This is a genomic window from Bifidobacterium sp. ESL0732 (assembly GCF_029395535.1).
GTDB lineage: Bacteria > Actinomycetota > Actinomycetes > Actinomycetales > Bifidobacteriaceae > Bifidobacterium.
Map to the genome: position 1 here is coordinate 1614627 of NZ_CP113920.1, position 15795 is coordinate 1630421.

The window sequence follows — 15795 nt, forward strand, 5'->3', positions numbered from 1 at the left end:
ATGCATCCACTGTTTCTGCAATTTTCAGAGGTAAGCTAAGAACCATGAAGCAATTCCAACCGGTACTTTTGGGCAGCGATATCAACGCCTACGGCATGGCCCGTGCCTTCCACGAGGCGTACGGCATCGTCTCGACTGCCTTCGCGCACTTCCAGCTCGCGCCCACCAGGTTCAGCAAAATCGTCGACGTCCATATCGTCGACGGATTCGGCCAAGCCGAGACGTTCCGCAAGACGCTGATCGATTACGCCAAAACCTTCAAATCCGGCCATCCCGGCACCACTCTGCTGCTCATTCCTTGCGGTGACCTGTATGCGAACCTCTTAAGCCATAGCAGCGCGGACCTGGCACCTTACTTCGTTTTCAACACCCTCGACCCGGCGCTCAACAAGCAGCTGAGCTATAAGAACACGTTCTATGACACCTGCGAGCGTTACGGTCTTCCCTATCCCAAAACCAAGGTCATGACCGAGGAAAGCGTGGCGCGCGGCGAATACAAGAATCTGCCGTTCAACTTCCCCGTCGCCATGAAACCAGCCGATTCCGCAGCATGGCTCGATATCGACTTCCCGGGGCGCAAGAAGGCGTTCGTCATCGAGACGCCGGAGGAACTGGACAAGCTCATTAACCTCTCCTACGGCGCCGGCTATCACGCCGAAATGATTCTGCAGGACTTCATCCCCGGCGACGACTCTCATATGCGCGTGCTCAACGCCTACGTCGACCGCCATCACCGCGTGCGCATGATGTTCCTCGGCCACCCGCTGCTCGAGGACCCGACCCCCGAAGCCGTAGGCAACTACGCGGCCATCATCCCCGATTACAACGAGGAGATATGCCTCAAAATCAAAACGTTCCTCGAGGACATCGGCTATGAGGGCGTCGCCAATTTCGACATGAAATACGACGACCGGGACCATACTTACAAGCTTTTCGAGATCAACCTGCGGCAGGGCCGTTCCAGCTATTTCGTCACTTTGAACGGCTACAACCTGGCTCGCTATTTCGCTGAGGATTTGGTGGAAGACGCGCCGTTCGACGGCAACACCGTCATCGGCCGCGGCAACAAGCTGTGGATGGAGATTCCGCGCTCGATTTTCCGCGATTACGTGGTCGAAGGCGAAGATAAGCGTCGGGGCATGAAGATGATCGCTGACGGAGATTGGGGCACGACCTTGGAGTATCGCAAGGACATGAACCCGATGCGTTGGCTTTTGATCCGGCACGCGTTCTCGATTTATAAAAAGCGTTACGCGCAGTACTTCAAACAGAAGGCAGATCTCAAGTGAAACGACCGTTTTTCGCCGTTATTGGCGGCATGGGGACTTTGGCGACCGAATCATATATCCGGCTGATCGACAAGATGAGCGACGCCGCCACCGATCAGGACTTCCTCGACTATGTGGTGTTCAACGACGCTTCCGTGCCTGACCGAACGGCGTTCATGCTGGGCGATAGCTTCGACGACCCCTTCCCCGTCATCGCCGATGACATCGCCAAGGCCACAGCCATCGGGGCCAGCTTCATTACGATTCCCTGCAACACCGCGCATTTTATGCTGCCACGTTTCCAGGAACTTACCGACGTGCCGATTCTCAACATGCTGACCGGCGCCGTGGAACGCATGAAGGCGACTTTGCCCGTCGCAACGCACCCACGCGTCGGTTTCATGGGCACCGAGGGTTCTCGCCATTCCGGCCTCTACCAGCGTGAAATCGAATCCGCCGGCTACACGTTCATCGAACCCGACGATGAACTGCAGAAGCGCATCGATTCGTTGATTTATGACGACGTGAAAAGTGGTGGACCACTAAGCCTTGAGCGCTACCGCTACGTCATCGATACGTTCCTTGACAAGTCTGAGTCGGCTCGCTATCGCTGCGATATCGTGGTTCTAGGCTGCACTGAGCTCTCGGTCCTCAATGAGGCCTTCCCGCTCCCTGGCCTTCCCATCATCGATGCCCAAACCATTCTGGCCGAAGATACTGTGGCGCGCGCGAAGGCACTGCGGCAATAGAGCGATAGTAATATTCAAAAACGTATGGCACTTGCCAATAGCAAATTGTGGGCGTGCGTAAGTGCATGCACTTACGCACGCCCACAACAAATTCGAAATAATAAGCTGGCAATAAAAAACCATAACTAGCCTAACGCTCGGATCTCAGACGGAAGGCAGGTGCAACGCGCTTGCCTCCGCACAATATTCCATAATTGATTCACGCATCAGCTCAACAGACGCATCACATTTTCTGCGGTGCGGCTGATGTTCTTTTTTGCCGTCTCTTCGCGAATCGCCTCGGGAAGCGTGCAGACACCAGAGAGCACACCGAAAATGGCATCGATACCCAGACCGTACAGCGTCTCGATTCCATCTCCCACGTTGCCTGCCAAAGCGATGACCTTGGCGTTCGGAGCAACCTCTTTCACCGCCTGGGCCGTACCCATCGGTGTTTTGCCGTATTGCGTCTGGAAATCGATGCCGCCCTCGCCGGTGAAACAGTAATCGATGCCACGGGCCTTGGATTTGAGCCCGGTGGCTTCCACGACGGTTTCAACGCCCGAACGCATGCGCGAGTCGGTGAACGCAAGGAACCCTGCACCCAAACCGCCGGCGGCACCCGCACCGGGAATATCGGCCACATCGCGACCCAGCTGATGATCAATGAGCTTGGCATAATGTTTCAGGCTCGCGTCGAGCTGCTTGACCATCTCCGGAGTGGCGCCTTTCTGCGGGCCGAACACCGCGGAAGCGCCCGTAGGCCCGGTCAACGGATTCGTGACGTCCGAGGCAAGGATGATGGACACCCCGTCAAGTCTCGGGTGGAGATCCGAAATATCGATGTTGGCCAGATCCTTCAACGCTAGGCCGCCTTCTTCAAGCGGATTTCCCTGACCGTCCAGAAAACGGGCGCCAAGGGCACGGGCCATGCCGGAACCCCCGTCGTTGGTGGCGCTTCCACCCAAGCCGACGATGATATCGCTGACACCGTGGTCAAGCGCGTTGACGATCAGCTCGCCCGTACCGCGTGTGGTAGCGATGAAAGGATTCTTGGTCTGGTCGTCAACGAATTGCATGCCGCTGGCCGCCGCCATTTCGATGACGGCGGTTTTGCCGTCACCAAGCAGACCGTAAGTCGCATCCACCGGCGTACCGAGCGGACCGGTGACCTTTACCGTGATGAATGTGCCGTTCGTTGCGTCGACCAACGATTGCACCGTGCCTTCGCCTCCATCGGCCATGGGCACTTTCACACACTTGGCATTGGGAGCGGCCTTCAAAACGCCGGCTTCCACGGCATCGGCCACTTGCTTGGCGGTAAGGCTACCTTTGAACGAATCCGGTGCGATCAGCACCTTTACTTCTTTGTCTGTGCTATATCCAGTTGTCATCCGCCCATCTCCTTACTTTCAACAATCAATCGATTCGAACATCGACAATCAGAACACGATATCCAACATCAGGGTGGCCACGACCGTCATCGTCATCACCGACAAATCTCGAATCGGCACACCCTAAGCCGATGCAGGGGAAGCGATTGCAGCAAAGCAAACGAACATCGTGCACAACAACGAAGAACCGGCTCAATAAACTTGCCGAACGCGCCGGATATAACCCTCTCGCGGCCTCCGTGATTATCAGGTTCTCAGCCTAGTCTTCACCATGCACGACTATCTGGGCTTCATCTCGGAAAAGTCGGATGACGAAAGTGAAATCGAGTACTGAACGTTATTCAGACCGACCTCATCACAGAAGATGTCTCGGCAGATGTATCAGCTATTGTGCTCGAGCTTCTGGCTGACGACCGCAGTGACGCCGTCGGAGCGCATCGTCACTCCGTAGAGGGCATCGGCGATGGCCATTGTGCGCTGCTGGTGAGTGATGATGATGAGCTGGGCGTGCTTGCGCAGGTCATTGAACGCGTTGATCAGGCGGGTCAGGTTGATGTCATCAAGTGCAGCCTCGACCTCATCCATCACATAGAACGGGCTGGGACGCGCGGTAAAGATGGCGAAGAGCAGGGCCAAAGCAGTGAGACTGCGTTCGCCGCCGGAAAGCAAACTCAGCTGCTTGACACGCTTGCCTGCTGGGCTCGCCTCCACGATGACGCCCGTGGTCAACAAATCGTCAGGATTTTCCAAACGCAGACGTCCCTTACCACCCGGGAACAATGTTGCGAAGACCTTTTCAAACGCAGCAGCCGTGTCATCGAAAGCGTTCTTGAACACCTCGATCATCGTGCGGTCGAGGTCCTGGATAAGCTTCAGCAAATCATCGCGGCTCTTGGCGACATCATTGCGTTGGTCGTTCAAGTACTGGTTACGCGTCTCGAGCGCATCAAACTCCTCAGCCGCCAGGGGATTGATCTTGCCCAGCGCCTTTAGATCGCGTTCGGCTTTCTGCAGACGCTTCTGCTGCTCGGCACGGACGTACGGCACCATCTGGTAATGGTCGGCATCAATCGGTGCATCCTGGTTTGAATCGTTGTAACCATCAGCATCAGACGTCTCTTCACCGGAATCGCGCTGGTTATCAATTTCGTCGTCACTGTTTGCCAGCGGAATCGGATGGCCTTCGTCATCGAGCACCGGAACCAGCTTGTCGGGGCCGTATTCGTCAACCAACGCTTCGAGATCCAAGCCCAGCGTGTCCGAGACTTTCTGCTCGATCTGGCCATATTGCGCGGCCAGACGCTCACGGTTCACATCCAGTTCATGCTCACGTTGTTGCAAAGCGGCCACTTTTGGCTCAGCTTCGTCGCGCCTTGCACGCAGTTGCTTCAGTTCGGCATCGTGGCTTGAAGCGGCCTTGGAAAGCTCGTCACGCTTGGCGACCACCGTCTTGAGCTCAGCGGAAACCAACGCGGCCATACCACGTGCGTCCGCGGCAATTTGCCGGTCATGGGCTTGCTGATGTTCACGCTTTTCGTTGAGCGCCTTTATCTTCGTGCGCCTTGCCACGGCTTCGCTTGCCTGATCATGGAGCAGACCAGCCTGGCGCACGAGCGAATCGGCCTTGCGATTGGCGTCGTTCCAAACGATCTTGGCCGAGACTTCCTGCTCACGCGCCTTATCCAGCGAAGTCTCGAGTTCGTGGACGCGCTTGTCCAAATCATCAAAGTCCTCGTTGTCGGTATCGGAATGTTCCGCGGTTTCCAGCGCCTGCGCCAAATCCTCAAGTTTAAGCTGATGTGTCTGGCGGTCGTCATCGGTCTGCTTGATTTTTTCGTCAAGCCCGCTGAGCTGTTTCGTCAGTTGCTTGACCCGTTCCTCGACATTCTTGAGATTCTTACGCGCCTGATCGGCTTTGACCTTAGCTTGAATGCGTTGCTGGGATTGCCTATCGACTTCAAGACGAGCTTTATCACGCGCCTGCGTTGCTGCTTCAATCTTTGGATGTATAGCATCCGCTTTGCCCTGAAGTTTTTTAGCTTCCGCCATCGCCTTGTCACGTCGCGCAGCCAGTGAAAGGTCGCTCTGCGAGCGCGAGGAACCGCCGATAGCGCCCACAGCGTTGACCACTTCACCGGCTTTGGTGACAGCCTGGCTGAACCGCCTCTGCTTGTCTTCCACGGCTTCCAGCGCCGTGTCCATATCAGGTACGGCAGCGACGTCATCAAGCAACAAACGGACGGCGCGAACAACGTTTTCGGCGAAATCAGCGTCTTTGGCAGAGTCATTGACACTTACCAAAGTCGAGGCGCAACGAACCGGATACCGGCTGTCTTTTCCGTTGCCATTCCCGGCTTCAGCGTTGTCAACAGCTCCCTCTTCAAGCGGATGCAATACAACAGCCTGCCCAAGCTTACCTTCACTGGCCCGGCGCAAGGCCTCGACCATATTGGATTTGCCAGGCACCACGATGGCGCTGGCAAACTGGTCGAGCGCATGGGCGATGGCTTCTTCCCAGCCATCCTCGACGTGAATGAAGTCGGCAAGTCTGCCCAGCGCGGCCACGGTGTTATCCTGCTCGAGCTCGCCGGAAGCATTGCGGCTTTCCAGCGTCTCATTCAACGCGTCTGCCTTCGCCTTGAGCGCCGTCACCTTGGCAGTTGTGGCTCGCAGCTGCTCTTGCAAGGCGTCAAGTTCCTCCTGACGCTGTTGCATCGCGGTTTTCGCCGCTTCGAGATCCGCGGCGCTGTCTTCTTCACCGGCGTTCTGCGTTTCCGTTTCAAACGCATCACGCTGGGCAGTGGCATCGTTACGCTGTTTGGCGATGGATTCACGCTGCCCGTTAAAGTCCTTGGCACGGCTTTGCGCCAGTTCAATGGCCGATTCCTCACGCGTCTTGAGCTCGCGCAGATTGGCAACCTTCGAAGTGTGTTCCTGCGCAGCCTTGCGCAGTTCCGTCAAGGTCTGACGGGCCGCAGCGAGCTGCTTTTCATTGCCGGCACGAGATTCAGTCGCTTTGTCATAGGCGATGCGCATGTCGGAAACGCTCTTTTTCTGGGCTTCGGCCTGTTCGTCCAATTCCTTGGCACGGGACTCGAGAATGTCCGGATCTTCGCCGAAGTTCGTAATCATCTGACCGGCGAGGGAACGCGCACGCTCGTCGGCAAGCGAGGCCAGCGAACGGAACCTCTCCTCGATGCTCGAGAGCTCATGCCATGTCTCGTTGATTTTTTCCATGGCCGGGCTGGACTCGGAACTCAGCGCCTCGACCTGCTCGATATGCACCTTGACTTTCGCCAAATCGCGCTGCGCGGTTTCCAGTTCTCGGCGCACGTCTCCCAAGTCGTTGCGTAGTTTGGCGCGACTTTCCATGGATTTCTGGGCATCTTCGGCGAAAATCCTCGATTGCGCATCACGCAAGGAAATCTGGATGCTGGCTGCACGCCGCGAAATCTTGGCCTGCCGTCCCAGCGGTCCCAGCTGCCGGCGAATCTCGTGCAGCAGATCGTCGGTGCGTGCAAGGTTCGCCTCGGTGTTCTTGAGCTTGCGTATCGCGCGTTCCTTGCGTTTGCGATGCTTCAGGATGCCAGCGGCCTCTTCGATAAACGCGCGGTGACCAGCGGGGTCGGCCTTCAGAATCTCGTCAAGCCGACCCTGACCGACGATGACGTGCATCTGCTGGCCCAAACCAGTGTCGCTCAACAGTTCTTGTATATCGAGAAGTCTGCAAGGTGAACCGTTGATGGCGTATTCGCTGCCGCCGTTGCGATAGATGGTGCGGCTGATGGTGACTTCCGTGTAATCGATATCAAGCGTGCCATCGGTGTTGTCGATGGTCAGACTCACCTGCGCGCGCCCGAGCGGCGGGCGGGAGGATGTGCCTGCGAAAATGACGTCTTCCATCGAGGTGCCACGCAAATTTTTGACACCCTGCTCCCCCATCACCCATGTCAGCGCGTCGACGATGTTGGACTTGCCAGAACCGTTCGGGCCGACCACAGCCGTGATACCCGGCTCAAAGCGCAAAGTGGTTGCGGAAGCAAAGGACTTGAATCCCCTGAGCGTCAGTTCCTTCAGATACATGGATTATTGACTTCCTCTGTTCTTTCCGCTTGCCCTTAAGCGTCCTTACATGGCGGTTCCGCTTTCTGTAGCTATCATACCGTCTGGGGCAACCCAACAACCCAGTTGTTAATGCCAAGGCTGCGACGAAAAGCATAAAAATCGGCCCAAAAACATGCTTTTCGTCGCAGTAAATACGGGAACCTGTGGCAAAAGCACCAAATCGAGCTTATTGGGGCGCTTTTCTCACTGGTTTGCAACTTTCTAAGGAGAAAAGCACCATTTTCGGGGGTAAAAAAGTGCTTTTCTTACGGGTTTAGGATTACTTGCCGCTTTTGCTGCTGTTGCCGCTGCCGTCACCATTGGCATGATGGCGCAGCTGCTCGGCGGTGGTACCTGGCTCGGGCTCGCCTTCGAACGGAACCTGTTTGACGCCGAAATCGCCGAATGCGTCGCCGAAAACCTCGGAGACGATGTCTTCATCCTCGTTCTTGGAGTTCTCGGAATTGTCCTTATCGTTGGCATTCTCGCCATCGGTAGCCTTGCCGGACACACGCTGGACTTTGGGAAGCGCCAGTTCGGGATTCTTCTTTTCCATCAGCAGTGTCCGGGCGTCACCGGCAGTGACAAAACTGCCGCAAATGAGCACGCCGTGGCCATAGCCGACACCCAACTCGTCGTCGGCGTCCACCATGTTGACGGCCTCTTGGATGGCGTCAGGTAGGTTGTCGATGCGGGTAACGCGGTCGCGACCGAACACACCGACAGCAATCTTCTCCAACACCTCAGCGGGCATCACGCGGTCTCGCCACGAATTTTCGGTGACGATGATATGGCTCAGGATCGGCTCGAGAGTGCCAAGGTATTCCTCAACCTGTTTGTCCTTCATCATCGCGACCACGCCAACCAGCTGTTCGAAGTTGTAGTTTTCCTCGAGCGCCGCGCGCAAAGATTCGGCGGCGTTGACGTTGTGTCCACCGTCGACGATGATGGTCGGCGAAGTGCGTACCTGTTCGATGCGGCCGGGAATCTTCACTCCGCCCAGCGCTTCAGCCACCACGTCCTGCGTGAGCTGACCATTGACCGGTATGACAACCTCGGCGGCTGCGAGCGCCGCCAAGGCATTGTGCGCCTGATGCTCGCCGAACTTAGCGACGGGAATGTCCTCGTACGTACCGTTGGGCGTGCGAAACGTAACCAACTGGCCACCCACGGCAGGCTGGCGCGAAACGACTTCCATCTCCTCGCCGTCACGGATAAGCGTGGCATGCTCGGCCACCGCCACCTGCTCCAAAATGGGCATGACTTCGGCTTCATGCGGCTGCGCGCCGATGATCGCAGTGGATTCGTGTTTGATGATGCCGGCCTTCTCGGTGGCGATTTTCTCGACCGTGTCCCCCAGCCACTGCATGTGGTCCATATCGACCGGGCCGATGACCGCGGCGTCACCGTTGAGCGCATTGGTGGCGTCCCAACGCCCTCCCATGCCGACTTCGAAAATGGCGACATCGACAGGCGCGTCGGCGAACTTCCAGACGGCCATTGCCGTCAGGATCTCGAAATAGCTCATCGGCGCCTTGCCGTCGGCCTCCATCTTGTGGTCGACCAGCGCGACGAAGTCCTTAATCTGCATCCACGTATCGATGAAATCATCGTCGGAAAGCTGTTGGCCGTCCACGGCGATGCGTTCGTTAATCTTCTGCAGGTGCGGCGAAGTATAAAGGCCGGTACGCATGCCGTAGGCGCGGCAAATGGCCTCGGCCATGCGGGCGGTGGAGCCCTTGCCGTTCGTGCCGGTGATGTGGATGATACGGAACGTGTCTTCCGGATGTCCGAGCAGGTCAAGCATCAGGTCCATGACCTCGAGGTCGTGCCCCAGTTCCTCGTGCGTGGTGCGCCGGGACATGATCTCGCGCTCGACCTCGCGAATGGTGACCCCGTTGGTTTTCGGATGCTCGAATGACATAAGACCTCGTTTTAGCTTGATACCCTTGAAAAACAGACATCATCATTCTATGAAACAGCCCCGAAAGCGCTAAGCCGTACGACGAATACAGCAGACATCAGCAATAGCTCCACGCTCAATATTGACCCATGAACCCTAAATGGAAACTATCAATCAATCATTCGGAACCAAAACTCAATAAACTGACATCGACAAGGCCATGACAAATCTAACAGGTTATGGACAAACAATCATCACACAATGAACTCCCTGATAATAATCTCTAAAATAAGTTGAACTTGTTTGCGAATACTGCTATGTTGAGCTTAACCCGTACAGCGAAGTCCACGGTTTCTATACATCATAAATCTTAGTTTGAAAGGTAAAATCATTCATTCATTAATTTCCATACGAACCCTAAACCTTCTTCTAACGCTTGTACAGTGGCTCCTTTTTATACTGATTATCATTTTCGGAGCCCTGTACACCTATCAAGGTTATCTGGATTCACTGGCACATCCCGAAGTGAGCGCTCCACGTTACCTTGTCCTACTCAGATTCGTTATTTTCTGCATCATTGCAGTAGTGGCAGTCACAGCACTACAAATTATTAAAAAAACGTAAGGACACATCATGCTTAAAACACAAACGATAAAAAACTATTCATTGCGGCTTTAACGATTTCGCTTATCCCAACCTTCACAGGCTTCCTAGCTCTACCTGCAAATGCTTCAGAACCTCAAAGCTCTTCAACAAATCAAGCACAAACAAGCTTTCCCGCGGGAACAACTTTACAAGATCTTCGTTCTGCCGAAGATGAAATACCACTCAATATCACTTCGCTGCCCAAAAGGGAAAAGCTTAATCCTACCGATGTCCAATCAAAAGCAATAGCTGTAGCAGATCTTCGCATATATGCATCAGCAGGAAGTTCATCATCAAGTTCGTCACCTGTAGATCTCGGCCATTCTTGGATTTCCATTACTAATTTTGGAGGGAATCTCCATCTTCCGGGAATTACTGTGGGAGGCGGTAAAACAATCAGTATAGGAACCTGGGGGGAATAAAGACGAGCATACAGGCCTATGGTACGATCTCGAGGGCAAATACTCTCAGCAGGGCTCCTATTCGGATTCTGCTTCTATTCGCGTACCTCTACGTCAACAGGATCTTGATATTGTAATGAGGAATATCAAACAAAACGACAAATGGAGCCTGACAACGAATTGTGCTTCTTTCTCATCGGCAATATGGAACTCTGTAAATATATCTGATTTACAGGTTACTGCAGGATGGCCGAATAATCCATATGCAGTTAAACGCAGTATCGAAAGCATCAACAAGCCTCCACATGCTTCATATCTCATGTTCCAGAGAGGAGCTAGGGTACCCTTTGATTATCCTATCTATTACGGATACCCACCAGTCCGCAGCCATTCGGAATAGGATATTCATTGTAGCCACTGAATAGTTTGCCCCGTCGCGAAAGCTTATTAGGATGAAAATAAGTATCAAATTTCATCCTAATAGGGGCAGCAATGGCAGACGTCATCACAGCAAACGACAAGGAATACGAGGCAGCGGAAATGGCACAGGCACCGGGAGCGGACCAACCGATGGAAGACAGGACCAATAATCGCACGTTGCGGCCCACCACGTCCAAGAAATTCGCGGAATTCATGAAGACCGGCTGGGACAACCAGGAACCGGATATCGAGCCGCTGGAATCCAGCAAGTTCATTCCCGCGCGCCTTGAGGCGCTGGGCAAACGCTTCCCCGGCGAGCGCATCGTCATTCCCGCGGGCACACCCAAGGTGCGCAACAACGATGACGACTACGCGTTCCGTCCCAACACCGAGTTTTCGTATTACACTGGGCTTGGGCAGGATTACGAGGCCGGAGCGGTGCTCGTGCTGAACCCGGTCGATCCGGAAAGCCCCGAGGCCAAGGCCGGCAAGACGCATACGCCAGAATTGTTCGTCGCCCCTCGCGCCGACAACAGCACCGAAGCCTATTATGTCGATGCCCATTATGGCGAATACTGGGTCGGCCCACGTGCTGGTTTGAAGGAACTCAATGCGATGACCGGCATCGCCACCCACGATATCGCGCAATTGCCGGATGCCTTGGGCAAGGATGTCGGCGCTGAAGCCGGGGCCGTACGCATGCGCGTGGTTCGCTTGGCCGACCCGGAAATGACCGCCGAAGTCGAGAACGTGCGCGAAGCCAATGGCTTCCCCGACCCAGCCGCCAACGAGAAGGCCGATGACGAGCTGCAGGAGTTCGCCTCGACGGCCCGCATGATTAAGGACTCCTACGAGGTCGGCGAGATCCGCAAGGCTGTGGCCGCCACCAAGGACGGTTTCGACCGCATCCTGACCCGCCTGCCCGAAGCCGTCGGTAAGCCGCGCAGCGAGCGCATGCTGGAGGGTGAGTTCAATGCGGTTTCTCGCGAGGAGGGCAATACCGTCGGCTATGACACCATCATTGCCTCCGGCGAGCACGCGCCCATTCTGCACTGGATGCGCAACACCGGCGTCGTCGGGCACGGCGAGATGCTCCTGATCGACGCTGGCATCGAGGTCGACAGCCTCTACACCGCCGACATCACCCGCACCTTCCCGGTGGACGGCAAGTTCACCCCGCTGCAGAAGAAGATCTACCAGGCCGTGCTCGATAGCCAGCAGGCCGGTTTCGAGGCCGCCAAGCCGGGCGCTACCTATTCCGACATCCACCACGCCTGTATGCGTGTCATCGCGCAGAAGCTGCACGACTGGGGCATCCTGAAGGTAGACGTGGAGGAATCGCTCTCCCCTGAAGGCCAGCAGCACCGCCGTTGGCTCGCCTGCGGCGTCGCCCACCACCTCGGCCTGGACGTGCACGACTGCGCACAAGCACGTTATGAGTCCTATCAGGGCGCGAAAATCACGCCGGGCATGGTCTTCACCATCGAGCCTGGCCTCTACTTCGCCAAGAACGATCTGCTGATTCCGGCCGAGATGCGCGGCATCGGCGTGCGCATCGAAGACGACGTGCTGATGACCGAAAACGGCCCCGAATGGATCTCGAAGGATATCCCCAAGCAGATCGACGACGTAGAAGAGTGGATGGCGCAGCGCGCAGCAGCCAGAAAATGAGCTAGCATCAGCTATTTCTTAGCTGATGTTCTTCCTCAAGGTCGGCGGGATCGATGGGACGACCGTGGTTGTAGGTGGTCATATCCCGCTCGCCGACCTTGCGTAATACGCGACAGGGATTGCCTACCGCCACCACACGGTCGGGAATGTCTTTGGTGACCACGCTGCCAGCACCGATGGTCGTCCCGGAGCCTATGGACACGCCAGGGCAGATCGTCACGCTAGCTCCGATCCAGCAATCATCGCCGATCGTCACCGGTGAAGTGTACATGTATTCGCGCATGTCGGGATTGATGGGGTGGCTCACAGTGGCGATGGTGACGTTCGGCCCGCACATTAGGCCCTTGCCGATTTTGAGCTTGCCGTCATCGATGAAGGTACATCCGACATTGATATAGGCGCCTTCACCAATCGAAATGTGGCTGCCGTAGGCAAAGCTGAACGGTGGTTCAATCCAGAATGTCGCGGCTTGAGCCTCATCGATGTGAAAAATCTTCGCCATCAACTTCACGCGCCGTTCGGTGTCCGCCGGCTCGCTGGCGTTGAATTCGCGCATTAGCCGCTTTGCCGCAAGCCGCTCTTCGGGCAGTCCCTCGCACTCGTCGGTGAACAGCAAACCTTGCTCCATACGCTCATGCATGGTTCTCATCATCAATACTCCTTGGCTTGATACGGCATTGTATTATTCCAAGACTATCCCTTGTATTAGTTATTATCGCTTTTGGTGGTCACGTTTTTCAGCCAGCGATAGCGGCGATAGTGGATGAATACGGCAGGAAGCTTGATGATTTCGTCGATATTGAGCAACACGTATACCACCAGAACCGGCAATTTGAAGACGAACGCGGCCAATGACCCGAGCGGGATGACAATCACCCACATCGTCACCGAATCGCACAGAAGACCAAACTTGGTATCCCCGCCTGCCGGGAAAATGCCGTTGATTGTGGTGACATTGATGGATTTGCCGATCACATAATACGAGCAAACGACCAGCATGACGGAAAGATACTTTGTAGCCCGAGGAGACAATCCCACAAAACGAAGCAACAATGGACGTAATGCAAGAATCACCAGACCGGTAATGGCACCAGACAGTATGGCGAATTTCACAAGCTCGCGGCCAGTACGTTTGGCCTTTGCAAACTCATTGCGGCCGAGCATGTTGCCGACGATCACGTTCCCGGCATTGCCCAACCCAAGACAACCGCATACCAACAGATCCTTGACCATGTTGGCTATGGCGTTGGCCGCGACCGCGTCACCGTCGAGATGACCCATGATGACGGTGTACATGCTGAAACCGCCGCCCCAGACGATTTGATTGCCCAATAGAGGCAGGCAGTAGTGCCAGAAATCGCGCTGCAGCCGCGGTTCGCTACGTACGATGTTTTTGAGCCCGAAACAATGGGCCCAGCCATGAACACAAAGGATCAACATCAATCCCAAACAAATCAGCACTTGAGATGCCAGATTCGAGACGGCCGCACCCAGGACACCCATGCGAGGCACCCCGAACCAGCCGTAAATCAGCACCACGTTCAGTATAAGATGCACCAGAAGCCCAGCGAAGCTGACCCAAGTACCTTGGGCCACCAGTCCGGTGTTCCTCATCAGGCACAACAACACCTGGGAGGCAGCAAGGAAGAAATACGACGGCGCGGAAATCCGCAGATATTCGGCACCCGCAGGAATCAAGGATGGGTCATTGGTCATGAACCGCATCAACGCGTCCGGCATCGCAATCAACAGCAAGAAAAATACCAACGAAATAAGAAGAACGTAACGCATGACGAACGCTGCGACTTTGGAAACCGCTTCCCTGTCTTTGATGCCCCAATACTGCGCAATCAACGTGCTCATGGCCACCGTAAGAGCCGTTAGAAAGAGAGAAAAGACGAACTGGAATTGCGTGGCGAGGGAAACGCCCGCCAGTTCATTCTGGCCAATGCCGGTCATCATCAGCGAATCTGCGCAGGAGGAAAGCGCGACCATAAACTGTTGCGCCGCCATAGGAAGTGCAAGCGGCGCAATCAGTCGGAGGAACGACGAACGCGAAGAATCCTCAATAATTTGACCGGTTTCTCCCTCTTTAACACCAAGGGAGGAGGATTCTTCGGCTTCTTTCGTCATGAAGCAAGTATATTAATATAATCTTCCACACACAGAACAAAAAATGCAATAATATACCTTGAAACTATAAATATATGCCATAGCTTGCGATAATCTTATATACGACGACGAAACAATCAAAAGAGGTCGGAATGAACAGAACTCCCGTATCAAATAACCGGCCGTATGCAAGACCACCGCTTTACGCCGACGGTTCGGAAATCGTTCATTACCGATACCCGACCGATTTCCTCTATATTGACGACACGAGACTCAGCGACTTCCCTCAAAACCGAGCGCTGTGCCACTGGCATGTCGACCTTGAATTCACCAGAATGCTCGAAGGACACATGGACTACTTCATCGACGGCGAAGTCGTGCGAGTCCATGAAGGCGAAACCATATTCGTCAATTCCAAAAGACTGCATTACGGATTTTCACTTGACGGTTCGGATTCCAAATTCTATTGCATCTTGCTTAATCCCATCGAGGTCAACGCGCCGGACGAAATCACCAAACGCTTCATATTGCCGATTCTCGCTTCTCAATTCATGCCTTATCTGGTGCTACGCAGCGAGAACGGAGCAAAAGACCCAATCACCAATCTGCTCGATGCGCTTCACGACGAAAGAGACAAACCAACCTTGCCGCTGACCGGCTTGGGAGCATTTTTCAGCATCGTAAAAATATTGTATGAACGGATGAAAACGCTGGACAAAAAGACCACAACTCCGGCAATACCCGAAAATGGTCAAATCGGGGCCCTGCGAAAGATGACCAGCTATATCCGTTGCCATTATGCCGAAAACCTCACTTTGTCTGCGATTGCAGCCTCAGGCTCGGTAGGCAGAAGCGCCTGTGACAGCATCTTCCAGAAATTCCTCGCCCAATCACCCATCCAATACGCCACCGGCGTGAGAATCGGAGACGCTGCAAACCTCTTGCGCGACACAGAGCTTTCCGTCACCCAAATCGCACATCGCGTGGGTTTCTCGTCACCGAGCTACTTTGCTGCCAAATTCAGGGAACTGATGGACAACACCCCAAAGGAATATCGGGCGAAAAATCAGAAAACCACGTAACGGACGTACCCCAGAAGTCCTATTATCGCTGGTAAAAGGCAAAACAAGATCAGAGACGCATAAACAG

Annotated in this window: 9 protein-coding genes; 4 read left to right on the forward strand and 5 right to left on the reverse strand. The window is 54.9% G+C overall.

The genetic code is table 11. The features are described 5' to 3' along the window. Positions 1-44: 44 nt before the first annotated feature. Complete coding sequence (locus OZX70_RS06290) at positions 45-1289, forward strand: carboxylate--amine ligase (protein ID WP_277179980.1); 1245 nt, start codon at positions 45-47, stop codon at positions 1287-1289. Beyond that, the gene (locus OZX70_RS06295; protein ID WP_277179983.1) at positions 1286-2017 is read left to right on the forward strand and encodes an amino acid racemase; all 732 of its coding nucleotides are present in this window, start codon (positions 1286-1288) and stop codon (positions 2015-2017) included. Before OZX70_RS06290 ends, OZX70_RS06295 begins: the two co-directional genes overlap by 4 nt. 206 nt (positions 2018-2223) lie before the next feature. On the opposite strand, the gene OZX70_RS06300 is transcribed toward OZX70_RS06295, so the two are convergent. The 3 genes from OZX70_RS06300 to OZX70_RS06310 all read right to left on the reverse strand — a co-directional run bounded on the left by OZX70_RS06300 (position 2224) and on the right by OZX70_RS06310 (position 9418). Then, positions 2224-3390: a glycerate kinase gene (locus OZX70_RS06300; RefSeq protein WP_277179985.1), complete on the reverse strand. Its 1167-nt coding sequence runs from the start codon at positions 3388-3390 to the stop codon at positions 2224-2226. Between the two features lie 381 nt (positions 3391-3771). After that, the gene (smc, locus tag OZX70_RS06305; RefSeq protein WP_277179987.1) at positions 3772-7473 is read right to left on the reverse strand and encodes a chromosome segregation protein SMC; all 3702 of its coding nucleotides are present in this window, start codon (positions 7471-7473) and stop codon (positions 3772-3774) included. Positions 7474-7774: 301 nt separating this feature from the next. Then, positions 7775-9418: a folylpolyglutamate synthase/dihydrofolate synthase family protein gene (locus tag OZX70_RS06310; protein WP_277179989.1), complete on the reverse strand. Its 1644-nt coding sequence runs from the start codon at positions 9416-9418 to the stop codon at positions 7775-7777. Positions 9419-10935: 1517 nt separating this feature from the next. Here OZX70_RS06310 and OZX70_RS06315 point away from each other — a divergent pair. Further along, entirely contained in the window at positions 10936-12534 is a 1599-nt protein-coding gene (locus OZX70_RS06315) for an aminopeptidase P family protein (protein WP_277179991.1), read from the forward strand. A gap of 7 nt (positions 12535-12541) precedes the next feature. Here the strand turns inward: OZX70_RS06315 and OZX70_RS06320 are convergent, their stop codons facing one another. Then, positions 12542-13186 carry a sugar O-acetyltransferase gene (locus OZX70_RS06320; protein ID WP_277179993.1) on the reverse strand — a complete coding sequence of 215 codons (645 nt, stop codon included), beginning with the start codon at positions 13184-13186 and terminating at the stop codon, positions 12542-12544. A 53-nt stretch (positions 13187-13239) separates the two neighbouring features. Further along, a complete protein-coding gene (locus tag OZX70_RS06325) occupies positions 13240-14667 on the reverse strand; it encodes an MATE family efflux transporter (protein ID WP_277179995.1) in 1428 nt (475 codons plus the stop codon). Between the two features lie 131 nt (positions 14668-14798). On the opposite strand from OZX70_RS06325, the gene OZX70_RS06330 reads away from it, so the two are divergent. Next, entirely contained in the window at positions 14799-15728 is a 930-nt protein-coding gene (locus OZX70_RS06330) for an AraC family transcriptional regulator (RefSeq protein WP_277179997.1), read from the forward strand. Positions 15729-15795 lie beyond the last annotated feature (67 nt).

Bases quoted from the DNA above. Each gene is read 5' to 3' on its own strand.
- OZX70_RS06300 (WP_277179985.1), bottom strand. From the start codon at position 3,390: ATGACAACTGGATATAGCACAGACAAAGAAGTAAAGGTGCTGATCGCA.
- smc (WP_277179987.1), bottom strand. From the start codon at position 7,473: ATGTATCTGAAGGAACTGACGCTCAGGGGATTCAAGTCCTTTGCTTCC.
- OZX70_RS06325 (WP_277179995.1), bottom strand. From the start codon at position 14,667: ATGACGAAAGAAGCCGAAGAATCCTCCTCCCTTGGTGTTAAAGAGGGA.
- OZX70_RS06315 (WP_277179991.1), top strand. From the start codon at position 10,936: ATGGCAGACGTCATCACAGCAAACGACAAGGAATACGAGGCAGCGGAA.
- OZX70_RS06310 (WP_277179989.1), bottom strand. From the start codon at position 9,418: ATGTCATTCGAGCATCCGAAAACCAACGGGGTCACCATTCGCGAGGTC.
- OZX70_RS06330 (WP_277179997.1), top strand. From the start codon at position 14,799: ATGAACAGAACTCCCGTATCAAATAACCGGCCGTATGCAAGACCACCG.
- OZX70_RS06320 (WP_277179993.1), bottom strand. From the start codon at position 13,186: ATGATGAGAACCATGCATGAGCGTATGGAGCAAGGTTTGCTGTTCACC.
- OZX70_RS06290 (WP_277179980.1), top strand. From the start codon at position 45: ATGAAGCAATTCCAACCGGTACTTTTGGGCAGCGATATCAACGCCTAC.